Annotated in this window: 18 protein-coding genes and 1 pseudogene; 8 read left to right on the top strand and 11 right to left on the bottom strand. The window is 69.6% G+C overall.

Translation table 11 applies throughout. From position 1 onward, the window contains the following. Window positions 1-85: 85 nt before the first annotated feature. Complete coding sequence (locus ACIA8X_RS10730) at window positions 86-682, top strand: DUF6114 domain-containing protein (protein WP_393462167.1); 597 nt, start codon at window positions 86-88, stop codon at window positions 680-682. Beyond that, a complete protein-coding gene (locus tag ACIA8X_RS10725) occupies window positions 672-2,003 on the top strand; it encodes a hypothetical protein (protein WP_393462209.1) in 1,332 nt (443 codons plus the stop codon). Before ACIA8X_RS10730 ends, ACIA8X_RS10725 begins: the two co-directional genes overlap by 11 nt. 655 nt (window positions 2,004-2,658) lie before the next feature. On the opposite strand, the gene pyk is transcribed toward ACIA8X_RS10725, so the two are convergent. The 3 genes from pyk to pta form a co-directional block, all read right to left on the bottom strand. Next, window positions 2,659-4,089: a pyruvate kinase gene (pyk, locus tag ACIA8X_RS10720; protein ID WP_399458206.1), complete on the bottom strand. Its 1,431-nt coding sequence runs from the start codon at window positions 4,087-4,089 to the stop codon at window positions 2,659-2,661. A gap of 82 nt (window positions 4,090-4,171) precedes the next feature. Continuing rightward, window positions 4,172-5,413, bottom strand: a complete 1,242-nt coding sequence (locus ACIA8X_RS10715) for an acetate kinase (protein WP_393462161.1) — start codon at window positions 5,411-5,413, stop codon at window positions 4,172-4,174. Next, window positions 5,410-7,524: a phosphate acetyltransferase gene (gene pta, locus ACIA8X_RS10710; protein WP_393462159.1), complete on the bottom strand. Its 2,115-nt coding sequence runs from the start codon at window positions 7,522-7,524 to the stop codon at window positions 5,410-5,412. Before pta ends, ACIA8X_RS10715 begins: the two co-directional genes overlap by 4 nt. A 194-nt stretch (window positions 7,525-7,718) precedes the next feature. Between pta and ACIA8X_RS10705 the strand changes: the two genes are divergently transcribed. Beyond that, complete coding sequence (locus ACIA8X_RS10705; RefSeq protein ID WP_393462157.1) at window positions 7,719-8,744, top strand: ATP-dependent 6-phosphofructokinase; 1,026 nt, start codon at window positions 7,719-7,721, stop codon at window positions 8,742-8,744. Window positions 8,745-8,793: 49 nt separating this feature from the next. On the opposite strand, the gene ACIA8X_RS10700 is transcribed toward ACIA8X_RS10705, so the two are convergent. The 7 genes and pseudogenes from ACIA8X_RS10700 to ACIA8X_RS10670 form a co-directional block, all read right to left on the bottom strand. Next, window positions 8,794-9,537: an XRE family transcriptional regulator gene (locus tag ACIA8X_RS10700; RefSeq protein WP_393462155.1), complete on the bottom strand. Its 744-nt coding sequence runs from the start codon at window positions 9,535-9,537 to the stop codon at window positions 8,794-8,796. 301 nt (window positions 9,538-9,838) lie between these two features. Beyond that, entirely contained in the window at window positions 9,839-10,678 is an 840-nt protein-coding gene (locus ACIA8X_RS10695; protein WP_399458205.1) for a carbohydrate ABC transporter permease, read from the bottom strand. A gap of 5 nt (window positions 10,679-10,683) precedes the next feature. Further along, on the bottom strand, window positions 10,684-11,577 hold the full coding sequence (locus ACIA8X_RS10690; RefSeq protein ID WP_399458204.1) for a carbohydrate ABC transporter permease: 894 nt from the start codon (window positions 11,575-11,577) through the stop codon (window positions 10,684-10,686). Window positions 11,578-11,625: 48 nt separating this feature from the next. After that, window positions 11,626-13,017, bottom strand: coding sequence for an extracellular solute-binding protein (locus tag ACIA8X_RS10685; RefSeq protein WP_399458203.1), 1,392 nt, complete (start codon window positions 13,015-13,017; stop codon window positions 11,626-11,628). 170 nt (window positions 13,018-13,187) lie between these two features. Further along, window positions 13,188-13,442 (bottom strand): annotated as a pseudogene (locus ACIA8X_RS10680) (hypothetical protein); the annotation flags it as partial. 301 nt (window positions 13,443-13,743) lie between these two features. Then, window positions 13,744-14,448 carry a response regulator gene (locus ACIA8X_RS10675; protein WP_393462147.1) on the bottom strand — a complete coding sequence of 235 codons (705 nt, stop codon included), beginning with the start codon at window positions 14,446-14,448 and terminating at the stop codon, window positions 13,744-13,746. After that, complete coding sequence (locus tag ACIA8X_RS10670) at window positions 14,445-16,220, bottom strand: ATP-binding protein (protein WP_399458202.1); 1,776 nt, start codon at window positions 16,218-16,220, stop codon at window positions 14,445-14,447. Before ACIA8X_RS10670 ends, ACIA8X_RS10675 begins: the two co-directional genes overlap by 4 nt. A 190-nt stretch (window positions 16,221-16,410) precedes the next feature. Here ACIA8X_RS10670 and ACIA8X_RS10665 point away from each other — a divergent pair, with 190 nt between their 5' ends. Continuing rightward, window positions 16,411-17,832: a cation:dicarboxylate symporter family transporter gene (locus ACIA8X_RS10665; protein WP_393462207.1), complete on the top strand. Its 1,422-nt coding sequence runs from the start codon at window positions 16,411-16,413 to the stop codon at window positions 17,830-17,832. 175 nt (window positions 17,833-18,007) lie between these two features. Here ACIA8X_RS10665 and ACIA8X_RS10660 read toward each other — a convergent pair whose 3' ends face one another. After that, window positions 18,008-18,925, bottom strand: a complete 918-nt coding sequence (locus tag ACIA8X_RS10660; RefSeq protein WP_399458201.1) for an NAD-dependent epimerase/dehydratase family protein — start codon at window positions 18,923-18,925, stop codon at window positions 18,008-18,010. 45 nt (window positions 18,926-18,970) lie between these two features. On the opposite strand from ACIA8X_RS10660, the gene ACIA8X_RS10655 reads away from it, so the two are divergent. The 4 genes from ACIA8X_RS10655 to ACIA8X_RS10640 all read left to right on the top strand — a co-directional run bounded on the left by ACIA8X_RS10655 (window position 18,971) and on the right by ACIA8X_RS10640 (window position 22,631). Continuing rightward, window positions 18,971-19,489 (top strand): Lrp/AsnC family transcriptional regulator, encoded by a 519-nt coding sequence (locus tag ACIA8X_RS10655; protein ID WP_393462141.1) that lies wholly within the window; start codon window positions 18,971-18,973, stop codon window positions 19,487-19,489. 29 nt (window positions 19,490-19,518) lie between these two features. Continuing rightward, window positions 19,519-19,905 carry a MerR family transcriptional regulator gene (locus ACIA8X_RS10650; protein ID WP_393462139.1) on the top strand — a complete coding sequence of 129 codons (387 nt, stop codon included), beginning with the start codon at window positions 19,519-19,521 and terminating at the stop codon, window positions 19,903-19,905. 14 nt (window positions 19,906-19,919) lie between these two features. Continuing rightward, entirely contained in the window at window positions 19,920-20,234 is a 315-nt protein-coding gene (locus ACIA8X_RS10645; RefSeq protein ID WP_393462137.1) for a thioredoxin family protein, read from the top strand. 180 nt (window positions 20,235-20,414) lie between these two features. Continuing rightward, window positions 20,415-22,631, top strand: coding sequence for a HelD family protein (locus tag ACIA8X_RS10640; RefSeq protein WP_399458200.1), 2,217 nt, complete (start codon window positions 20,415-20,417; stop codon window positions 22,629-22,631). Window positions 22,632-22,732: the final 101 nt, after the last annotated feature.

The raw sequence follows: 22,732 nt of genomic DNA, 5'->3' as shown, positions 1-22,732 counted from the left end.
ATTCCAACAGACTCAGACTTCCGGCTTCTTCACGCCTACGGCCGAGCCGGTACGTACTTCCACCGGACCCAGGGAGCTGTTTTCCATGAGTGCCGAGACTCCCGTCCAGAGCGCCGGGACGTTCACCCGGTTGCGTCTGCGATTCCGTGACTGGCGGGGCAGCCGGCCGTTCTGGGCGGGCGTGTTCACCCTGCTCGGCGGGGTGCCGATCGCCTACTTCCCGTACGCCACCCTCAAGCTGGGCACCATGTCGCTCACCATGGCGACCACCGCGGGTGCCGGCTCCCTCATCATCGGCGTGCTCCTGGTCACCCTGGGGCTGACCATGTGGTTCCAGCAGGCTACGCGGGTGTTCGCCGGCGTAGCGTCGATCATCCTCGCGCTGGTGTCCCTGGTGGTCTCCAACATCGGTGGCTTCATCATCGGCTTCCTGCTCGCCATGATCGGAGGCGCGCTCGCCATCTCCTGGATGCCGGGCAAGGACCGGCCCGAGGAGAGCAAGCCGCAGGGCGTCGAGGACGGGCCCGCAGGCCAGGACGTCGCGCAGCCAGGTGCCCAGGGCGGCTTCGAGGCCGGACAGTCGTTCCCGCCGTACGGGACCTCGGGCGGCGGCTCCACCCATGGCGGCGGGCAGCAGGGCTTCCGTGCAGAGGACCGTGTCGGGGGTGACCGTGTCGGCTGACGAGGCCCGCGACAAGAGCTTTGCGGCCCCGGCACGGGAAAGAACGGGCCCGCGCCATGCGGCGCCCAAGAAGCCGCTGTTCACCAGGCTGCAGATGCCGGCCGGCAAGGCCATAGCCATGGCGGCGATGCCGACGGCGGTCCTGATGGGCATGGGGTTCACGCCGACGCTGGCCCTGGCCGACGACGGGGCGCCGTCGACGTCGAACAGCTTGACGGCCGACGAGTACAAGGAGTGCGTGGCGGCTCTGGCCGAGGACGCGGACGGTGCGTCCGCGTCGCCGACGCCGGACGCCGATAAGTCCACCGACTCCGCCGACTCCGGCGACGAGAACGAGGCGAAGCCGACTCCTTCGGCGTCGCCTTCCGAGAACTCCTCGGATTCTTCCGGCTCTTCGGGCGATTCCTCGTCGTCGGATTCAGGTTCCGACGACGCGGCAGAGCCCACGCCCAGCCCCTCCGCGAGCAAGTCGAGCGAGGCCCAGTCGGGCGACACCGCCACCCCGTCGCCGTCGGCGTCCGAGAGCGGCGGCAACCTGCTGGAGGACATCGGCGACGCGATCGGCGGGATCTTCACCGGCGACAAGGACACGGCGAGCCCGAGTCCGACGCCGTCCGCGTCGGCCGGCGCGAGCGAGGAGGCGTCGTCCGACAGCGACGCCGAGGACACGTCCGACCCCGTCAAGGAGACCACCGACAAGGTCACCGACACGGTGGAGGACACCGCGAAGGACGCGACCGACACCGCGTCCAAGGCGGCCGAGGACGCCACCGAGGCGGCCGAGGAAGCGGCCGAGGAGGCCACCGCCTCCCCGAGCCCGTCCGCGAGCGCCACGAAGCTCCCCGAGGACTGCGAGGCCGCCACGGAGGACGAGGGCGGGGTCGACAACAAGATCCTCGTGCCCGACGACCCGTGGTACCTGGAGGCCAGTTCGCTGACCCTGAAGGGCGCGGACTACCAGGGCATCGTCGAGGTGAAGACCGCCAGCGGGAAGACCAAGAAGGTGCTGAAGTACGTCATTTCCGACGGCACCGACATCGGCGACCTGCACCAGATCGTCAAGGACAAGCAGTCCGGTAAGACGCACCATGTGCAGGCGCGCGAGGGCTCCAAGTCCACGATCACCGACGGCAAGACGGTGATGTACACCGAGAGCATCTCCGGGAACCTGCTCGGTCTGATCCCGGTCACGTTCGACCCGGAGCACCCGCCGCCGCTGAATATCCCGTGGATCTACTTCACCAACGTGAAGGTCACGCAGGCCGGTCAGTTCGGCGGCACGCTGACCGTTCCGGGGCTGCATCAGTACGTCACCGACTGAGGGCCCCACAAAGCCCGTTCGGGAGCCGCACACCCGGCTGTGGCCCGGTCCTCCGCATGCGAGGGCCGGGCCACAGCCCTTTCACGGGTCTCACGCGCCGTGAGCGTGAATGGCCGCGGCGCGCGGGAAGTACCGGGGAAGCGATCAAGGCCCCGGCGACCAGGCCTGGGCGCAGGACCCGGAGACGGGAGAACGCCGGCTGCGCACGGTCGCCGGGGTGATGCAGCGCACCACGGACGCGCTGGTGTCCGTGGACATGGGCGAGGAGACGGTTCGGGCCACCCTCGAGCACCCTTCTGGGTGGACGGCAAGGGCGCCCGGGTCGAGCCGGTCGAGAAGAGCGCGGTTCGGCCCCCGTTCAACTTCGAGGTCGAAGACACCATGCCCATGAGCCCGGAGGAGGCCGCCGTGCTCGCTCCGCGGTGGCGTGAGCTGGAGCGGCCGCAGATCCTCTCGCTGCGAACGGCCAGGCTGCTGGCGCCCGTGCGTTCCTTGGCTCCGCTCCTCGGGGATCACCCGAGGTGGAGCGAGTACGAGGCGTGGGAGCGGCTGTCCGGCAGCCTGCCCCAGGCCCCGCAAGCACCGAGGGCGCCCCCTGCCGTGTACAGCAGGGGGCGCCCTCAGCGCGTACAAGAGCCTTGCGGCGGCCCGGCGGTCAGTCCCGCGCCCCGCCACCGAGGTGGTGCACCCGGACCATGTTCGTCGTCCCGGGAACGCCGGGCGGCGAGCCGGCCGTGATGACCACGATGTCGCCCTCGTTGAACAGGCCGAGCTTGACGATCTCCTGGTCCACCAGATCGACCATCTCGTCCGTGCTGTTGACGAACGGCACCACGTGCGGCTCGACGCCCCAGCTGAGCGTCATCTGGTTGCGGGTGCCCTCGTCCGTGGTGAACGCGATGATCTGCTGGGCGGCGCGGTAGCGGCTCAGGCGGCGGGCGGTGTCGCCGGACTGGGTGAAGGCGACCAGGCCCTTGCCGCCGAGGAAGTCGGCGATCTCGCAGGCCGCGCGGGCCACCGAACCACCCTGCGTGCGCGGCTTCTTGCCCGGCACGAGCGGCTGCAGGCCCTTGGCGAGCAGCTCCTGCTCGGCGGCGGTGACGATCTTCGACATCGTCTTGACGGTCTCGATCGGGTAGGCGCCGACCGAGGACTCCGCCGACAGCATGACCGCGTCGGCGCCGTCCAGGATCGCGTTGGCCACGTCGGAGGCCTCGGCGCGGGTCGGGCGGGAGTTGGTGATCATCGACTCCATCATCTGGGTCGCCACGATCACCGGCTTGGCGTTGCGCCGGCACAGTTCGATGAGGCGCTTCTGCACCATGGGGACCTTTTCGAGCGGGTACTCGACGGCCAGGTCGCCACGGGCGACCATCACGCCGTCGAACGCCATCACGACGTCCTCCATGTTCGCCACCGCCTGCGGCTTCTCCACCTTGGCGATGACCGGGACGCGGCGGCCGACCTCGTCCATGACCTTGTGCACGTCCTGCACGTCGTTGGCGTCCCGCACGAAGGACAGGGCGACCAGGTCGCAGCCCATGCGCAGCGCGAACCGCAGGTCCTCGATGTCCTTCTCGGACAGCGCCGGCACGTTCACGGCCGCGCCCGGCAGGTTGATGCCCTTGTGGTCGGAGACGACGCCGCCCTCGATGACGATCGTCCTGACCCGCGAGCCCTCGACGTCCAGGACCTTCAGCTCGACGTTGCCGTCGTTGATCAGGATCTGGTCGCCGCGCGCGACATCGCCGGGCAGGCCCTTGTACGTGGTCCCGCAGATGGCCTTGTCGCCCGGGACGTCCTCGGTCGTGATGACGAACTCGTCACCGCGCTCCAGCTCGACCGGGCCCTCGGCGAAGGTCTCCAGACGGATCTTCGGGCCCTGGAGGTCGGCGAGCACACCGATGGCCCGCCCGGTCTCCGCGGCGGCGGCCCTCAGGCGCTCGTAGCGCCCCTGGTGGTCTTCGTGCGTGCCATGGCTGAAGTTGAAGCGGGCCACATTCATGCCGGCCTCGATCAGCGCGACAAGCTGTTCGTGGGAGTCGACCGCGGGGCCGAGAGTACAAACGATTTTCGAACGGCGCATGGGACGATCCTATCGGTTTGTTTCGCCGCGGAATATTCCGTCTGGTGGAAGATACAAATGAGCTGTGCTTTGCTCAGCCGTGTTACTCAAGCGTTCCCGCGCGGGGGGCCGCATTTTCGATGCGTCCGACCAGTGCGTACGTCTGTGTCGCGATTTCCAGTTCTTCATCCGTGGGGACCACGGCCACGGCCACGCGGGCGTGCTCGGGCGAGATCAGCCGCGGCTCGTCACTCCGTACGGCGTTCAGCTCGCCGTCCACCACCACGCCCAGCTCCTCCAGGCCCGCGACGGCCGCCGCCCGCACCGGCGCCGCGTTCTCGCCGACCCCGGCGGTGAAGGCGATCGCGTCCACCTTGCCGAGCACCGCGTAATAAGCGCCGATGTACTTCTTCAGACGGTGAATGTAGATGTCGAACGCGAGAGCGGCCCGCTGATCACCCTCGTCGATCCGGCGGCGGATCTCCCGCATGTCGTTGTCACCGCACAGTCCGATCAGGCCGCTCTTCTTGTTGAGAAGAGTGTCGATCTCGTCCGTGGACATTTCGCCAACTCGCATCAAATGGAAGATGACGGCCGGATCCATGTCCCCGGAGCGCGTACCCATCACGAGCCCCTCCAAAGGCGTCAGCCCCATGGAGGTGTCCACGCACTTCCCGCCCCGCACAGCCGACGCGGACGCGCCGTTGCCGAGGTGCAGCACGATGACGTTCACGTCCTCGGGCGCCTTGCCCAGCAGCTTCGCGGTGGCCCGGGAGACGTACGCGTGCGAGGTGCCGTGGAAGCCGTACCGGCGTATCCGGTGCCGGTCGGCGGTCTCCACGTCGATCGCGTAGCGGGCGGCGGACTCCGGCATCGTGGTGTGGAACGCGGTGTCGAAGACGGCGACCTGGGGCAGGTCAGGGCGCAGCCCCATGGCCGTACGGATGCCGGTGAGGTTGGCCGGGTTGTGCAGCGGGGCCACCGGGATCAGCCGCTCGATCTCGGCGAGGACGGCGTCGTCGATGACGGTCGGCTCGGTGAAGTGCTTGCCGCCGTGCACCACGCGGTGGCCGATCGCGGCCAGCTCGGGCGAGTCGAGCCCGAGCCCGTCCTTGGCGAGCTCCGCCGACACGGCCTTCAGCGCGGCCCCGTGGTCGGCTATCGGCCCGGTCCACTCGCGACTCGCGCCGCCGCCGGCGAGAGGCGTGTGCTTGAGCCGGGAGGACTCCTCGCCGATGCGCTCGACGAGGCCCACGGCCAGCCGGCTGCTGTCGCGCATGTCCAGCAGCTGGTACTTCACCGACGAGGAGCCGGAGTTGAGGACGAGGACGCGGGACGAGCTCACTGGGCGGTGGCCTTCTCACTCGGGGACAGGGCGGGAGACAGGGCGGGGGACTGGGCCTGGATCGCCGTGATGGCGACCGTGTTGACGATGTCCTGGACGAGGGCACCCCGGGACAGGTCGTTGACGGGCTTGCGCAGACCCTGCAGCACCGGGCCGACGGCGATCGCGCCGGCCGAACGCTGCACGGCCTTGTAGGTGTTGTTACCTGTATTGAGGTCAGGGAAGATCAAAACCGTTGCCTGCCCGGCGACTTCCGAACCCGGCAACTTGGTCTGGGCGACCGACGGCTCCACGGCGGCGTCGTACTGGATCGGCCCCTCGATCTTCAGATCGGGCCGCCGCTCACGCACCAGTTCCGTCGCCTCGCGCACCTTGTCGACATCGGCGCCCGAACCCGACGTACCCGTCGAGTACGACAGCATCGCGATCCGCGGCTCCACGCCGAACTGCTCGGCGGTGGCCGCCGACTGGATGGCGATGTCGGCCAGCTGCTCGGCGTTCGGGTCGGGGTTCACGGCGCAGTCGCCGTAGACCAGGACCTTGTCGGCGAGGCACATGAAGAAGACGGACGACACGATGCCGGCGTCCGGCTTCGTCTTGATGATCTCGAAGGCGGGCCGGATCGTCGCGGCCGTGGAGTGGACGGACCCCGACACCATGCCGTCGGCCAGCCCCTCCTGCACCATCAGGGTCCCGAAGTAGTTCACATCGCTGACGACGTCGTACGCCAGCTCCACCGTGACCCCCTTGTGGGCCCTCAGCTGGGCGTACTGCTCGGCGAAGGCGTCGCGCAGCTCGCTGGTCGCCGGGTCGATCAGCTGGGTGTCGCCCAGGTCGATACCGAGGTCGGCGGCCTGCTTGCGGATCCGGTCCACCGGCCCCAGGAGCGTGAGGTCGCAGACGTTGCGCCGCAGCAGCACCTCGGCGGCGTGCAGCACGCGCGGCTCACTGCCCTCGGGCAGCACGATGCGGCGCATGTTCGAGCGGGCCCGCTCCAGCAGCTTGTGCTCGAACATCATCGGCGTGACCCGGTCGCTGTTCGGCGCCGAGACCCGCTTCAGCAGGTCGCCGGTGTCGACGTACCGCTCGAACAGGCCCAGCGCGGTCTCCGCCTTGCGCGGGGTGGCCGCGCTCAACTTCCCCTCCAGGGAGAAGAGTTGCTCGGCGGTGGGGAAGCTGTAGCCCGGCACCGACAGGACCGGCGTGCCCGGGGCGAGGCGGGCGGCCAGGGTGAGGATCTCGTCGCCGGGGCGCTCGTTCAGGGTGAGCAGCACACCGGCGATCGGAGGCGTGCCGGCGCTGTGCGCGGCCAGCGAACCGACGACCAGGTCGGCGCGGTCGCCCGGGGTGACCACCAGGCAGCCCGGGGTCAGGGCGCTGAGGAAGTTCGGCAGCATCGCGCCGCCGAAGACGAAGCCGAGGGCGTCGCGAGCGAGCCCCGAGTCGTCGCCGAGCAGGACCTTGGCGTCCAGGGACTGGGCGATCTGCACGACGGTCGGCGCGGACAGGGCGGGCTCGTCCGGGACGACGTAACAGGGCACGGGCAGCCGCGAGTCGAGCCGCTCGACGATCTCGTCCCGGTCCTCCCGGGCGACCCGGTTGGTGACCATGGCGAGCACATCGCAGCCGAGGCCCTCGTACGCCCGGTACGCGTTGCGCGTCTCGGCGAGCACGGACTCGGCGGTCTGCCCCCGCCCGCCCACGACCGGTATCACGGAGGCGCCGAACTCGTTGGCGAGCCGGGCGTTGAGGGACAGCTCGTCCGGGAGCTGGGTGTCGGCGTAGTCGGTGCCGAGGACGAGGACGACGTCGTAGTTCCGGGCGACGGCGTGGAACCGGTCGACGAGCGTGGACACCAGCTCGTCCGTCCCGCGCTCGGCCTGGAGGGCGGACGCCTCGTGGTAGTCCATGCCGTAGACCGTCGCCGGGTCCTGGGACAGGCGGTAGCGGGCGCGCAGCAGCTCGAACAGCCGGTCGGGGCTGTGGTGGACCAGCGGCCGGAACACCCCCACCCGGTCGACCTGCCGGGTCAGAAGCTCCATCACCCCCAGTTCGACGACCTGGCGGCCGTCTCCGCGGTCGATGCCGGTCACGTACACGCTGCGCGTCACGCGTGCTCTCCGTTTCGTCTGGCGTCCGTCGTCGGGGTCGCAAAATCGCCCAGTGGGGTGAGCGAAACCCTCTTGACAATACCCTTGCCGGTGGTTAAGGCGCCCGTCAGGATCGAGGGCCGACACCGCCTTCGGGGACGTGAAACAATCGGACTGGCTCACCGGTATCAACAGCGAGCAGGAGACACAGCACGATGCGTATCGGAGTTCTCACCGCAGGCGGCGACTGCCCCGGCCTGAACGCCGTGATCCGGTCGGTCGTGCACCGGGCGGTCGACAATTACGGCGACGAGGTCATCGGCTTCGAGGACGGGTACTCGGGCCTGCTGGACCGTCGCTACCGTGCCCTCGACCTGGAGAGCGTGAGCGGCATCCTGGCCCGCGGCGGCACCATCCTCGGCTCCTCCCGGCTGGAGCGCGACCGCCTGCGCGAGGCCTGCGACCGGGCCGGCGACATGGTCGAGGACTTCGGCATCGACGCGCTGATCCCGATCGGCGGCGAGGGCACCCTCACGGCGGCGCGGATGCTGTCGGACGCGGGCCTGCCGGTCGTGGGCGTCCCGAAGACGATCGACAACGACATCTCGTCGACGGACCGCACGTTCGGCTTCGACACCGCGGTCGGCGTCGCCACCGAGGCCATGGACCGCCTGAAGACGACGGCGGAGTCCCACCAGCGCGTGATGGTCGTGGAGGTCATGGGCCGCCACGCGGGCTGGATCGCGCTGGAGTCCGGCATGGCGGCCGGTGCGCACGGCATCTGCCTCCCGGAGCGCCCGTTCGACCCCGCCGACCTGGTGAAGATGGTCGAGGAGCGCTTCGCGCGCGGCAAGAAGTTCGCGGTGATCTGCGTCGCCGAGGGCGCCCACCCCGCCGACGGCACCATGGACTACGGCAAGGGCGACATCGACAAGTTCGGCCACGAGCGCTTCCAGGGCATCGGCACGGCCCTGGCGTTCGAGCTGGAGCGCCGCCTCGGCAAGGAGGCCAAGCCGGTCATCCTCGGCCACGTCCAGCGCGGCGGCGTACCCACGGCGTACGACCGTGTCCTCGCCACCCGCTTCGGCTGGCACGCGGTGGAGGCCGCGCACCGGGGCGAGTTCGGCAGGATGACCGCGCTGCGGGGGACCGACGTGGTGATGGTGCCGCTGGCCGAGGCCGTCACCGAGCTGAAGACGGTGCCGAAGGACCGGATGGACGAGGCGGAGTCGGTGTTCTAGGACGCCGGGTTCCCGGTTCCGGCGGGCCGGGAGGCGTGGGCTCACAGACTCAGGGGCCGCTCCCCTGCACCGTCGCCCAGAAGTGCTCCACGATCCGGTCAAGGAACTCGCGGCCGGCCGCGCTGGAGTCACCGCTGCCGCCGCCCCAGCTGAGGGTGGCGGTCATCTGCCCCTGGTAGCTCTGGTGCAGCCCCTGGAGGGTGTCCTCCAGGATGCGCCGGTCCAGGGGTGCCACCTTGCCGACCGGGCGCACATACGCCTGCCAGCGCGTCGTCACGGCGCTGCGCAGCAGCTCGGCGAGTTTCGTGTCGCGGCCCGTGACGGTGATGAAGTCCGGCAGCGACAGGCCGAGCACCTCGGCGAGGGCGGCGCACTGGCGGTCGGTGCCGTGCCAGTCGTCGTTCTCCTCCATACGGCGATACGTGAGCAGCTCGTGCCCGACGGTACGGGCCACGTCCTCGGGTGCCAGACCACGGGCGATGCGGTGCTCGCGCAGCGTCCGCGGCTTGCCGAGCAGCTCCCCGGGCGAGCACCACAACACGCCCGCGAGGGCGGTCAGCTCGCTGCCGCTGGGGGAGGTGAGCTCGCGCTCCCAGGCGATGACCATGTCCTCGGTGACATAGGGCAGTCCGTACGAGGCCCGCATGCCGTAGGCGACATGCTCGGGCCCCATGTTGAGGGCGGCCCGGAGTCTGCGGGCGGCGGAGGCGTTGAAAGGGGGAGTGGCTGGGTTGCGGCGGCTGGAGCGGTTGGGCGGGTTGGGCTGGTTCGGCTGAGCTGGGGGTCGGCGCACGGGGCACAACGTAGGACGGACGGAGTGGGGTGACTACGGTCTGTTCGGCCAGGATTACGGATTGTAGGAAGCTACGGCTACTGGCGGGTTCGGCGGCGGGGGAGATCGTCTGCGGGGCGACGCCGGGCGGCGAGGACGGCCCGACTGGTCGTTCGCGGTCGGTAGACGGCAAGGTCAGGAGGCATATTCGCGGACGTGTTCTGGCGTCGCTCTCTTGGCTGACCGCAGGAGGGCGCCTCGGTTGCCGGCCGCCGAGGCGCGGGTGAGCGGCGGCTCAATCCCGACGTCGGAGGCGCCGTCGTCACCCCTTGACCGCCCCACCCAGAGCGAACCCCCCACCCAACCGCCGAGCCACCAGCACATAGAGCAGCACCACCGGCGTCGAGTAGATGATCGAGAACGCGGCCAGCTGCCCGTACGCCACCATCCCCCGATTCCCGAAGAACTCGTTGATGCTCACCGCCGCCGGCATCTGATCCGGCGTGAGCAGCAGCATGAACGGGACGAAGAAGTTCCCCCACATCATCACGAAGGAGAAGACCGTGACGACGGCGACTCCGGGACCCATGAGGGGCAGCACGATCCGCACCAGCGACTGGAGTGACGACGCCCCGTCCGTCCAGGCCGCCTCCTCCAGCTCCTTCGGTACGCCGTCCATGAAGTTCTTCATCAGCCAGACGGCGAACGGCAGTTGAGAGGCGGCGAAGAAGAAGATCGTGCCCTGCATGGTGTCGATCAGGTTCACCTGCACGAACAGGGCGTACACCGGCACCATGATCGCGGTGATCGGCAGGCTCGTCGCGAAGAGGACCGTGAGCAGGAACGGGCGGTTGAAGCGCGAGCGGAAGCGGGACAGCGGGTAGGCGGCGAGGGCCGCGCACACGACCGTCAGGGCCGTCCCGCCGCCGCACAGGAGCAGGCTGTTGAGCAGCGGCGTGAAGGTGATGTCCGGGGTCAGGACGGCGTCGAAGTTGTCCAGGGTGACGCCGTCCGGGAGCTTCACCTGGAGGTTCGCCTGCGTGTCCAGTGAGGACAGGACCACCCACGCCAGCGGCAGCACGAACGTGGCGGCCACCACGAGGAGGCCGGCGTCGGCGGCCAGGCGGTGGGTCGTTCTGCGGGACGTCAGAGGGCGGGGCATCGGCGTCAGACCTCCGTTCGCAGCATGCGCAGATAGACCAACGAGAACAACGAGCCCACCACCAGGAGCAGCAGGGCGACCGCCGTGCCGTAGCCGATCATGCTCTTCTGGAACGCCTCCTCGTACATGAACAGGGGCAGCGTCTGGCTCTTGCCGCCCGGGCCGCCCCTCGTCATCACCCAGATCAGTCCGAAGACGGACAGGGTCTGGAGGGTGATGAGCATGAGGTTCGTGCTGATGGAGCGGCGGATCATCGGGAGCGTGATGTGCCACATACGGCGCCAGCCGCCGGCGCCGTCGACCTCGGCCGCCTCGGTGACCTCCTTCGGGATCTCGCCCAGGGCGGCCGAGTAGACCAGCATCGAGAAGGCCGTACCCCGCCATACGTTCGCGAACGACACCGCCAGGATCGGGAGCGTGAACAGCCAGTTCTGGGCGGGGAGATGGAGCCAGTCCAGGATGGCGTTCAGGGTGCCCTCGCGGCGGAAGAAGGCGTAGAGGAGGAACCCGGCGACGACCTCCGGCAGCACCCAGGCCGCGATGACGATGCCGCCGGTGACGGTGCGGACCGGCTTCGAGGCGCGCCGCATCAGCATGGCCAGACCGAGGCCCAGGGTGTTCTGGCCGATCAGGGCCGAGATGACGGTGAAGACGAGGGTGAGCCAGACCGCGTTGAGGAACGCCTCGTCGCCGAACGCCGTACGGAAGTTGTCGAAGCCGACGAACGACTCCTCGGCCTGGCCGGTCAGTTGGAGGTCGGTGAAGGCGATCCAGGCGCAGTAGGCGATGGGGCCGGCGAGGAAGAGGAGCAGGAGGACGACGGCGGGGGAGACGGGGAGGGCTCGGGCGAGGGTGCGGTGGAGTGGGGTGGAGGGGCGGGCCGGCTGGTCGGCGGTCATGGGCGGTCGTCCTCGCCGTCCTTCACTTCTGGATCACCTGGCCGTCCCTCACTTCTCGATCACCTGGTCGTCCGTCGCAGACTTCAGCTCCTCGTCGTAGCCCTTCGCCGCCTCGTCCACCGACATGTCGCCCGTCGTCACGCCCTCCATCGCCTCCTGCACGGCGGTGGAGACCTTCGGGTACGCCGGGTAGGCGGGGCGGTAGTGGGTGCTGGCCACGAGGTCCGTGAAGAACTTGATGCCGGGTTGGGCGTCGGTGTAGGCGGGGTCGTCCGCGACGTCCTGCCGTACCGCGATGCCGGAGTTGGCGACGTACCACTTCTGGGCGTTCGCCTTCGTCTGCATCGTCTTGATGAACTCGAAGGCCAGGTCGGGGTTGCCCGCCTTGGCCGGGATGGACCAGGTCCAGCCGCCGGACATGCTCACCTTGCCGGGGGCCTGGCCGTGCTGCGTGGGCATGGCGGCGAGGCCGAGTTCGTCGGACCACTCGGGCCATGCGTGGCCGCTGCCCGGGAGCCAGTCCTGCGGGAGCCAGGAACCGTCGAGGGCGATGGCGAGCTTGCCCTGCGGCAGCCACTCGCCGCGCACGCGGGTCATGACGTTGGGGTCGAGGGCGTCGGAGACGTCCGGGCCGAGCTTCTCCTTGTAGACGGTCTCGACGAAGGCGAGGGAGTCCTTGAAGCCCTGGCCGCCGGCGACCCACTTCTTGGTCGACTTGTCGTAGAGGGGGTCGCTCGCGCCGTCGTTCGTGCCGTAGAGCAGCATCTCGAAGGTCTGCATGGTGGCGGCCTCGCCGACGGGTTTGCCCGTGTAGACGTTCAGCGGGATGGCGTCGGGGGCCTTCTGCTTGATGGTGCGGGCCGCGTCGAGGACGTCGTCCCAGGTCTTCGGCTGCCAGTCGGTGGGCAGGCCGGCCTTCTTGAAGATGTCCTTGTTGAACCACAGGCCCCGGGTGTCGGTGCCGTCCGGGACGCCGTACGTCTTGCCGTCCTCGCCCTTGGCCGCGGCCTTCGCGGTGTCGATGAACTGGTTCCAGTCCTGCCACTTGGCCAGGTACGGGTCGAGGGGTTTCAAGTACCCGCTGGTGATATCCGAGTTGATGAGGAACGTGTCCTCGTAGACCAGGTCGGGGGCGGTCTTGGGGGAGCGGAGCATCTGCTGGAGCTTGGTGTAGTACTCCGAGTCCGGGGCCTTGATGGGGACGAACTCGACCTTCTTGCCGGGGTTCGCCTTCTCGAACTGCTTCTTGATGTCCGCGAGGTAGGTGTCCATCACCTTGATGGAGTTGTCCGTGGACTGTTTGAAGGAGACCTTGATGGTGTCCGGGTCGCTGCCGGAGCCGCCACCGCAAGCGGTGAGTGTGCCTGCGGCGGCGAGGGTGAGGGCGAGGAGCGAGGGGAGGGAGCGGGTGGGGAGGGAGGCGGTGGGGCGCACGGGCATGACCTCCTGCGGACGCACTTCGTTGTGGCGCGGGGATGGCTGCCTGGTGAACCTAGGTTGAGTGGTCTAGTCAGGTCAATGCGTGTGCGGAGGATTGGGGTTGGGGGGGCGGCCGCAGGTCACGTCGGAGGGCGACGTGACCTGGGCGCAGAACTTCGGCTGAGCGGGCTCTACTTCAGGGTCACGGCGTCACCGACCGACACGACCCGCGCGGTCGTCGTCGTACCGGGGAAGTACCAGCGCCAGCTTCCCGCCGAGGTCGCGGTGACCTTGGTGCTCAGCTGCCCCGTATCGCCCGTCTTCACTGTCTTGACCGTGCCGTAGTGGGCGGTACCGGCCTTCTTGAACTGAAGCTTCACGTCCTGCCTGGCATGGCCGTGGTACTTCAGGTCCTCCCAGTTGGCCCGGGACAGCTTGCCGGTGACGAGGCCGAGCCGGGTTCGCACAAGGGTTCGCCGAGTACCTGGGTGCGGGTGCAGGCGTGGGCGTCGACGGCCCACGCCGGTATGTGGACGTGACCGAACTCGGGACCAGGAGCCGCCTGCGCGGCAGCGCGTCGCTGCGCGCCCGAGGCCTCGGCGTTGTGCTTGTCGGCATTGGCCGCCTGTGCGTCGGCTGCGGAACTCACCGTGGCGGCACAGGATCCGGTACGGCGGGCGGCGGGCGGAGTCGACTCGTCGGCCGGCGAGACCGCCGGCGGCCGTACCGTCCTCACCAACACCCCACCTAACGCGCCTTCTCCACCCCTCTCACCCACCGATAAACCAACTCCGGCCTCCCCACCTGCCCATACACCGGCTTCCGCTCGGCCCGCCCCGCCTCCACCAGATGCTCCAGATACCGCCGGGCCGTGATCCGGGAAATCCCCACCGCCTCGGCAACCCCCGCCGCGGTAAGCCCTTCGTCCGCGTCCCGCAGCACCCCCGTCACCCGCTCCAGCGTCGGCGCACTCAACCCCTTGGGCAGCGCCGCGGGCGAGGGCGCCCGCAGCGCCGCCAGCGCCCGGTCCACCTCGTCCTGCCCGCTCGCCTCGCCCACCGCCGCGTGGAACTCGGCGTACCGCACCAGGCGATCCCGGAGCGTGGCGAACGTAAAAGGCTTCAGCACGTACTGCACGACGCCCAGCGACACCCCCTCGCGCACCACGGCCAGATCCCGCGCCGACGTCACCGCGATCACATCCGCGTGATGCCCGGCCGCCCGCAACGACCGCGCCAGCTGCAGCCCGTGCACATCCGGCAGATGCAGGTCCAGCAACAGCAGATCCACGGGCGTCCGCTCCAGCGCGCGCCGCGCCTCCGCCCCCGTGTGCGCCTTGCCGACCGCGACGAACCCCGGCACCCGGCCGACGTACATCACGTGCGCGTCCGCCGCCACCGGGTCGTCCTCCACGACCAGGACGCGAATCGCGTGTTCGTCCGCCGCCGTCATACGTCACCTCTCGAAGCCACCGAGCCCTCGGAGACGGCCCCGTCCGCCGAGTCGCCCTCATCCCCGGAACCGGCCCTCACCGCCGAGCCGCCCTCATCTTCGGCGTCCGTCCCCGCCCCCGAAGCGGCCCCCACCTCTGAACGGGCCCCCACCCCCGAACCCGCCGCCCCTTCCCCCAACGGCAACCGCACCTCGAACACCGCCCCACCCCCGTCGGCCTCCGTCACCGACAGCACCCCCTGATGCCGGCTCACGGCCTGCCGTACCAGCGCCAACCCCAGCCCACGACCCCCCGGCCCGGCCGGCTTCGTCGAGAACCCGCGCTGGAACACCGCCTCGGCATGCGCCGGGTCCACCCCGGCCCCCGTGTCCGACACCCGCAGTACCAGCTCACCGTCCTCGGCGTACGCCGTCACCGTCACCCGTGCCCCCACGCTTCCCTGCGCGGCGTCCACCGCGTTGTCGATCAAGTTGCCCAGTATCGTCACGAGGTCCCGGGCGGGCAGGGTGTCCGGGAGCAGGCTGTCGTCCAGCCGGCTGTCGTCGGATACGACGAGCTCCACGCCCCGCTCGTTGGCCTGCGCCGTCTTGCCCAGCAGGAGCGCCGCGAGCACCGGCTCGCTGACCGCCGCGACGACCTGGTCCGTCAGGGCCTGTGCCAGTTCCAGCTCGGCCGTCGCGAACTCCACGGCCTCCTCGGCGCGTTCGAGTTCGATCAGCGAGACCACCGTGTGCAGGCGGTTCGCCGCCTCGTGCGCCTGTGAGCGCAGCGCCTGGGTGAAGCCCCGCTCGGAGTCCAGCTCGCCCATCAGGGACTGGAGTTCGGTGACGTCCCGGAGCGTCACCACCGTGCCGCGCCGCTCGCCGCCCGACACCGGCGAGGTGTTCACCACCAGCACGCGCTCCGCCGTCAGATACACCTCGTCGACCCTCGACTCGGAGGCCAGCAGCGCTCCGGTCAGCGGCGCGGGCAGGCCGAGGTCGGCGACCGACTGCCCGACCACATCGCCGGCCACCCCGAGCAGCTCCCGACCGCCGTCGTTGATCAGTGCCACCCTGAACTGCCCGTCCAGCATCAGCAGCCCCTCACGCACCGCGTGCAACGCGGCCTGGTGGTAGTCGTGCATCCGGCTCAACTCGGCCGCGTTCATACCGTGGGTGTGCCGACGCAGCCGGGCGTTGATGACGTACGTACCGATCGCGCCCAGCGCCAGCGCGCCCGCCGCCACCCCGATCAGCGCCGTCAGCTGGTCCTGCACCCGCTTGCTGATCGCCTCGACACGGATCCCCGCGCTGACCATCCCGACGATGTCGGCCGGCTCCCGGCCCCCGTCGTAGATCGGCACGACCGCACGGACGGACGGGCCCAGCGTGCCGGTGTACGTCTCGGTGAAGGGCTCCCCGCGCAGGGCGCGCTCCGTGTGGCCGCGGAAATGCTGGCCGATCTGCTTCTCGTCGGGGTGCGTCCAGCGAATGCCCTCACGGTTCATGATCGTGACGAAGTCGACCTCGGCGTCGCGCTGGACACGGAGTGCGTACGGCTGGAGCTCGGCCGTCGGGTCGGCCGTGCGGATCGCCTCCCGCACGGACGGGGCGTCGGCGATCGACTGGGCCACCGCCTTGGCCTGGCGCCCTGCGGCGTCCTCCGCCTGGCCGGTGTCGCTGACGTAGGTGAACACCGCGTACCCGGCGACGAGCACCGCTATCAGCACGGCCTGCATGGCGAAGAGCTGAGCGGCCAGGCTGCGGGGTCTCGGGACGAGGATGCGCATGTCGTCAGTCTGCCTCCATGGCTGATTGTGAACTAAATGAACGGAAGGGTGACCGCCCTCACACAGCAAGAGATAGTCACCGCATCGCTGAATAAGACATCCCCCGTCCCCAAGGCGGCGTGACCCCCTCCCCGGGGCGCGGCACCTGATCAGCGAGACCCCCACCCCGGACGTGAGCCGCACGCCGGTGATGCCGACGAAGACGTCAAGGAGGGCAGCCGTGGCCGCCGCCAGTTCCCCCGATACGGCACCTGCCGCACCCGTCGCCAAACGGGACCGCACGCACTACCTCTACATCGCGGTGATCATCGCCGTCGCCCTCGGTATCGCCGTGGGTCTCATCGCGCCCGACTTCGCGGTGGAGCTGAAGCCCATCGGGACGGGCTTCGTGAGCCTGATCAAGATGATGATCTCGCCGATCATCTTCTGCACGATCGTGCTGGGCATCGGTTCGGTACGGAAGGCCGCCAAGGTCGGCAAGGTCGGCGGTATCGCGCTGGTCTATTTCCTCGCGATGTCGCTGGTCGCCCTCGGTATCGGCCTGATCGTCGGCAACATCCTGGAGCCGGGCACCGGCCTCGCCATCACCGACGCCGTCAAGGACGCGGGTCAGGCACAGGTCGACTCGGAGGCCAAGAGCACCACCGAGTTCCTGCTCGGCATCATCCCGACCACGATGATCTCCGCCTTCACCGTCCAGGAGGTGCTCCAGACCCTCCTGATCGCGCTGCTCGCCGGCTTCGCGCTGCAGGGCATGGGCGCTGCCGGAGAGCCGATCCTGCGGGGTGTGGGGCACCTCCAGAAGCTCGTCTTCCGCATCCTTGCCATGGTGATGTGGGCCGCTCCGATCGGTGCCTTCGGTGCCATCGCCGCCGTCACCGGGTCCGCGGGTGTCGACGCGCTGAAGAAGCTCGCCATCCTGATGCTGGGCTTCTACCTCACCTGTTTCCTCTTCGTCTTCATCGTGCTCGGTGTGCTGCTGCGGCTCGTCGCCGGCCTCAACATCCTCACGCTCTTCAAGTACCTGGGCCGTGAGTTCCTGCTGATCCTGTCGACCTCCTCCTCCGAGTCCGCGCTGCCGCGCCTCATCGCGAAGATGGAGCACCTGGGTGTCAGCAAGCCGGTCGTCGGCATCACCGTCCCGACCGGCTACTCCTTCAACCTCGACGGCACCATGATCTACATGACCATGGCGTCCCTGTTCATCGCCGACGCCATGGGTACGCCGATGGCGATCGCCGAGCAGATCCCGCTGCTGCTGTTCCTGCTGGTCGCCTCCAAGGGCGCCGCCGGTGTCACCGGCGCGGGTCTGGCCACGCTGGCCGGTGGTCTGCAGTCGCACAAGCCCGCCCTGGTGGACGGCATGGGCCTCATCGTCGGCATCGACCGCTTCATGAGCGAGGCCCGCGCCCTGACGAACTTCGCGGGCAACGCCGTCGCCACGGTCCTGATCGGAACCTGGACCAAGGAGATCGACAAGGGCCGGGTCGACCAGGTGCTCGCCGGGCAGCTCCCGTTCGACGAGAAGACCCTCCTGGACGACGGCCACGGCACCGCCCCGGCCGCGGACGCGCCGGAACAGGGCGGCGAGAAGGAACTCGCCAAGACCTGACCTCCGGCCCGCACCGCAGCCAACTGCTCCGGACGCCCGGCCCCGCCTGAACCGGGGCCGGGCGTCCGGTCACACATGCTCCGGGCGGCTGGGATGATCCCCCGTCGCTCAGCCGCCCGGTCGACCTCGCTGGTCCCGTCTCAGGCGTACGGCATCTGCCGTACGCCTGACGGCATTACCGGGTGACTACGTTGCCGAGGGTCTCGGCGACGGCCTTCGGGAGCCACTCCCGGGCGCGTGTGAAGCGGAAACCGAGCCGTGTGGCGCGGGAGTTGTCCATGCCGTAGGCGCGGGTGAAGGCGAACGGGGAGACCTCGCCGACCTCGACGCGGCGGAACACGGTCCGGCCGTCCGGCAGGTGCGCGGCGATCGCGTCGCACAGCTCCTCGGTGGTCAGCAGGCCGTGGGAGGCGGCGTTGACCGGGCCCGTGAAGTCCTCGCCCACCGCCCAGAACAGGAAGTCGGCGATCTCCTCGACGTGGATGTACGTCGCCGGGTGGTTCACGACCGGAACGGCGATCGGCTCACCGGCCCGGATGCGGCCGGCGTAATGGGCCATACGGCCCGTGAAGTCGTCGTCCCCGCCCAGCACATGGGCGACGCGCACCGCGGCGTACGGGAAGTCCGGGTCGGCGGCGAACACGGCCTCCGCCTGCCGCTTGCCCTCGCCGTAGTGGGCTTCGAGGAACTCCGGATCTCGCCAAGGGAGTTCGAGATCCACGGGCACGCCCAGCGGATCCACGTCCGTCTCGCGCACGGGGGCGATCGAGTCCTCGTACTCGTACACCTCGACTGTCGACGTCAGTACGTAGCGGCGGGTGCGGCCGGTGAAGACCCGGCGGGCGATCTCCGCCTGCCGCGGCGTGTAGCAGACCTGGTCGACGACGGCGTCGAACGTCCGTGAACCCAGAGCCGCTGTAAGGGACTTCTCGTCGTCGCGGTCCGCGACAAGATGGACCACACCCGGCGGAGGGGCGGCCGAACCCCGGTTGAGAACCGTCACCCGGTCCCCGGCGGCCAGCAGCCGCGCGATCAGCCGCTTGCCGAAATAGCGGTTCCCGCCGATGACCAGTACCTCTCGTCCCTTTCCCATGACCATAATTCTCCCGGCCTCGCACCACGCTCTGAAGGGGGAGACATGGGAGATCCGGGCACCGCGCCGAAAGAACCACGGCATCTGCGCCCGGCCGCCGTCGAAACATCGGTGGCCTTCGACGCCCTGGACCGGCAGATCCTGGAGCTCCTCCAGACCGACGGCCGGATCAAGCTGAGTGAGCTGGGGCGCAGGGTACGGCTCAGCCCGGCGGCCGTCACCGAGCGGGTACGGCGGCTGGAGTCGGCGGGCGTGATCACCGGGTACGGCGCCCGGGTCGCCCCCGCCCGGCTCGGCTACGGCATCCAGGCCTTCATCCGGGTCAACCCGCACGGCGGCTACACCCTCCGCCACCCCCGCACCCTGGAGCTGATCGACCGCCCGGAGATCGTCGAGGTCCATCACGTCGTCGGCGAGGACTGCTGGATCCTCAAGGTCGCCGTCGAGGACACGGTCCACCTGGAGGAGATCCTCGAAGCGACCTCGGCGCTGGGCCGTACGACGACGTCGATCGTGCTGTCCTCGCCGGTGCGCACCAAGCCCCTGCTGCCACGGTTGCCCTGACGTCGGCGTCAAGGATTACGTTCGTACGCATGCGAATCGGCGAGCTGGCAGCGCGGGCCGGGACCACGACGCGCACCTTGCGCTACTACGAGTCGCGAGGGCTGCTGCCCGCGCGGCGAGGCGGCAACGGGTATCGGACGTACGACGAGAGCGACCTGAAGCTGCTGCGGCAGATCAGGACACTGCAGGACTTCGGGTTCGACCTGGAGGAGACCCGGCCGTTCGTGGAGTGTCTGCGGGCCGGGCACCCGGAGGGCGACACGTGTCCCGCCTCGCTCGCGGTCTACCGGCGCAAGCTGGACGAGCTCGACGCGTTGATCGGCGAGTTGCGGGCTGTGCGAGCCACGATCGGCCTGCGGCTGGCGATGGCCGAAGGGGAACCACCGTTGTGCGAACTGGGAGGGCAGGAGCTGTGATCAAGGCGGCGGGTGTGGCAGAGGTGTCGGACGCGGACTTCGAGGCGGAGGTGATCGACTCCGAACTGCCGGTGCTGGTGGAGTTCACCGCCGACTGGTGCCCGCCGTGCCGGCAGATGGGTCCGGTGCTGAGCGCTCTCGCGGCGGAGGAGGGGGAGCGGCTGAAGGTGGTGCAGTTGGATGTCGACACCAATCCGCTGACCACGAACGCCTACAAGGTGCTCTCCATGCCGACGTTCATGGTCTTCCGGGGCGGCGAGCCTGTGCGGTCGATGGTGGGGGCGCGGGCCAAGCGGCGGCTGCTGGAGGAGCTGGCCGACGTGCTGTGATTCCATCCGTGACTCTGTCCGGAACACAAGAAATCCCCCGAGCAATTGCGCTCGGGGGATTTCTTTGGGTATATTCAATGATTCGCGACTTCAATTGGGATTGGTCGCGGAGAAGTTCAGTGAGCACAGTATATCCGGGCGGGAGCAGAATTGTCAAACACCGAATTGCAAGACGGTGAAATGCGCCGCGAGCAGGAATTCATCGACGACCTGTACGCGCGCGTGGACGCGCTGCGCGGGAACACCGAGGCCTCCGTTACGGACGCGCTCGCCCAGGGCAACACGCCAATGCAGGCCCGCCTGGAGCGGGACATCCTGGTCGCCGAGCGCTCGGGGCTGCTGGCCGCGCTGAACGCCGTGGACGGATCGCTGTGCTTCGGGCGGATCGACTTCGCCTCCGGCATCACCCACCACATCGGCCGGATCGGACTGCGCACCGACGACGCCGAGCACACACCGATCCTCGTCGACTGGCGCGCCGACGTCGCCCGCCCCTTCTACCTGGCCACCGGCCACACCCCCATGGGGCTCAGGCGCAGGCGGCACATCAGCACCAGCGACCGTACCGTCACCGCGCTGCACGACGAGATCCTCGACCTCGGGGACGAGCAGCGGACCGGCCACGAGGACCCGACCGGCGACGCCGTGCTGCTCGCGGCCCTCAACTCCGCGCGCACCGGCCGGATGGGCGACATCGTGCAGACCATCCAGGCCGAGCAGGACGAGATCATCCGGGCGCCACACCGCGGGGTGCTGGTGGTGGAGGGCGGTCCGGGCACCGGCAAGACGGCGGTCGCCCTGCACCGCGCCGCGTATCTCCTCTACGAACACCGGGAACTGCTCGCCAAGCGCGCGGTCCTGATCGTCGGCCCCAACCCCGCCTTCCTCGGCTACATCGGCGAGGTCCTGCCCTCGCTCGGCGAGACCGGCGTGCTGCTGGCCACGGTCGGCGAGCTGTTCCCCGGCGTACGGGCGACGGCGACCGACACGCGCGAGGCGGCCGCCGTGAAGGGGCGGGCCGACATGGCGGACGTGCTCGCCGAGGTCGTACGCGACTGGCAGGCGCTGCCCGACCCGGTGATCGCGATCGAGCACGACCGCGAGGTCCTGATGCTCGACGACGACCTGGTGCGGGTCGCCCGCGAGCGCACCCGGGCCGCGAAGCTCCAGCACAACGCGGCGCGGGAGCACTTCGAGGGGCACATCCTCAACACGCTCACCGAGCTGTACGCCGAGCGGGTCGGCACCGACCCGTACGACGGCGGCAGTCTCCTCGACGCGAGCGACATCACCCAGATCCGCGACGACCTCGCCGAGAACCCCGAAGTGTGGGCCGCCGTCGACCAGCTGTGGCCGCGCCTGACCCCGCAGCGCCTGGTCGCCGACTTCCTCGCCGACCCCGTCGGCTACCTCCCCGACGAGGACGTGGCCGCCATCCGCCGGCCCGTGACGCGGGCGTGGACCGTGGCGGACGTACCGCTGCTGGACGAGGCGGCCGAACTGCTCGGCGAGGACGACCGGGTGGCGCGGGCGCTGGCCGAGCGGGAGCGGGAGACGCAGGTCGCGTACGCGCAGGGCGTGCTGGACGTGTCGTACGCGTCCCGGACGTACGAGTTCGACGACAAGGAGGACGAGGACGCGGAGGTGCTGTCGGCGCACGACATCATCGACGCCGAGCGCTTCGCCGAACGCCAGGAGGAGGACGACCACCGCAGCGCCGCCGAGCGCGCGGCGGCCGACCGGACCTGGGCGTTCGGGCACATCATCGTCGACGAGGCGCAGGAGCTGTCGCCGATGGCCTGGCGGCTGCTCATGCGGCGCAGCCCGACCCGCTCGATGACGCTGGTGGGCGACCCCGCCCAGACGGCGGAGGCGGCGGGTGTCGGGTCGTGGGCCGGGATCCTGGAGCCGTATGTCGAGGACCGGTGGGAGCACACCCGCCTCGGCGTCAACTACCGCACGCCCGCCGAGATCATGGAGCTGGCGGCGGCGGTCGTCCGGACGGAGAACCCGGACTTCGAACCGCCGAGTTCCGTACGGTCCACAGGTGTACGTCCCTGGGTGCGCACGACCGACGATCTGCCGGGTGCGGTGGCGAAGGCGGTCGAGGAGCTCACGCCGGCCGAGGGGCGGCTCGCAGTCATCGCGCCGCGTCATCTGCACCGGAGGCTGGCGGCGCAGATGGAGGGGGTGACGGCGGGGGCGGAGCCCGACCTGACGCGCAGCGTCGTGCTCCTCGACCCGCGTCAGTCGAAGGGGCTTGAGTTCGACTCGGTGCTGGTGGTGGAGCCGGGGTTGTACGGCACGAGCGATTTGTACGTGGCGTTGACTCGGGCGACGCAGCGGTTGGGGGTGCTGCACACGGGGCGGTTGCCGAAGGCGCTGACCACCGCCTGAAGCTGATTTCGCCCCCGCCGCCCCTACCCGTCCCGTCCCTGGGGGCTCCGCCCCCAGACCCCCGTTTCGGCCCTTAAGGGGCCTCGTCCTCAAACGCCGGA

Source organism: Streptomyces sp. NPDC051738, from assembly GCF_044453205.1.
Taxonomy (GTDB): domain Bacteria; phylum Actinomycetota; class Actinomycetes; order Streptomycetales; family Streptomycetaceae; genus Streptomyces.
The sequence above is the reverse complement of the archived record's forward strand: the minus strand, read 5'-3'. Positions and strand labels throughout refer to the sequence as shown.

Excerpts from the sequence above, each read along its gene's own strand:
- ACIA8X_RS10640 (WP_399458200.1), top strand. The coding sequence starts at position 20,415 with ATGCGCCGCGAGCAGGAATTCATCGACGACCTGTACGCGCGCGTGGAC.
- ACIA8X_RS10670 (WP_399458202.1), bottom strand. The coding sequence starts at position 16,220 with ATGCGCATCCTCGTCCCGAGACCCCGCAGCCTGGCCGCTCAGCTCTTC.
- ACIA8X_RS10705 (WP_393462157.1), top strand. The coding sequence starts at position 7,719 with ATGCGTATCGGAGTTCTCACCGCAGGCGGCGACTGCCCCGGCCTGAAC.
- ACIA8X_RS10685 (WP_399458203.1), bottom strand. The coding sequence starts at position 13,017 with ATGCCCGTGCGCCCCACCGCCTCCCTCCCCACCCGCTCCCTCCCCTCG.
- ACIA8X_RS10675 (WP_393462147.1), bottom strand. The coding sequence starts at position 14,448 with ATGACGGCGGCGGACGAACACGCGATTCGCGTCCTGGTCGTGGAGGAC.
- ACIA8X_RS10660 (WP_399458201.1), bottom strand. The coding sequence starts at position 18,925 with ATGGGAAAGGGACGAGAGGTACTGGTCATCGGCGGGAACCGCTATTTC.
- pyk (WP_399458206.1), bottom strand. The coding sequence starts at position 4,089 with ATGCGCCGTTCGAAAATCGTTTGTACTCTCGGCCCCGCGGTCGACTCC.
- ACIA8X_RS10650 (WP_393462139.1), top strand. The coding sequence starts at position 19,519 with ATGCGAATCGGCGAGCTGGCAGCGCGGGCCGGGACCACGACGCGCACC.
- ACIA8X_RS10665 (WP_393462207.1), top strand. The coding sequence starts at position 16,411 with ATGCCGACGAAGACGTCAAGGAGGGCAGCCGTGGCCGCCGCCAGTTCC.
- ACIA8X_RS10655 (WP_393462141.1), top strand. The coding sequence starts at position 18,971 with ATGGGAGATCCGGGCACCGCGCCGAAAGAACCACGGCATCTGCGCCCG.
- ACIA8X_RS10730 (WP_393462167.1), top strand. The coding sequence starts at position 86 with ATGAGTGCCGAGACTCCCGTCCAGAGCGCCGGGACGTTCACCCGGTTG.
- ACIA8X_RS10695 (WP_399458205.1), bottom strand. The coding sequence starts at position 10,678 with ATGCCCCGCCCTCTGACGTCCCGCAGAACGACCCACCGCCTGGCCGCC.
- ACIA8X_RS10690 (WP_399458204.1), bottom strand. The coding sequence starts at position 11,577 with ATGACCGCCGACCAGCCGGCCCGCCCCTCCACCCCACTCCACCGCACC.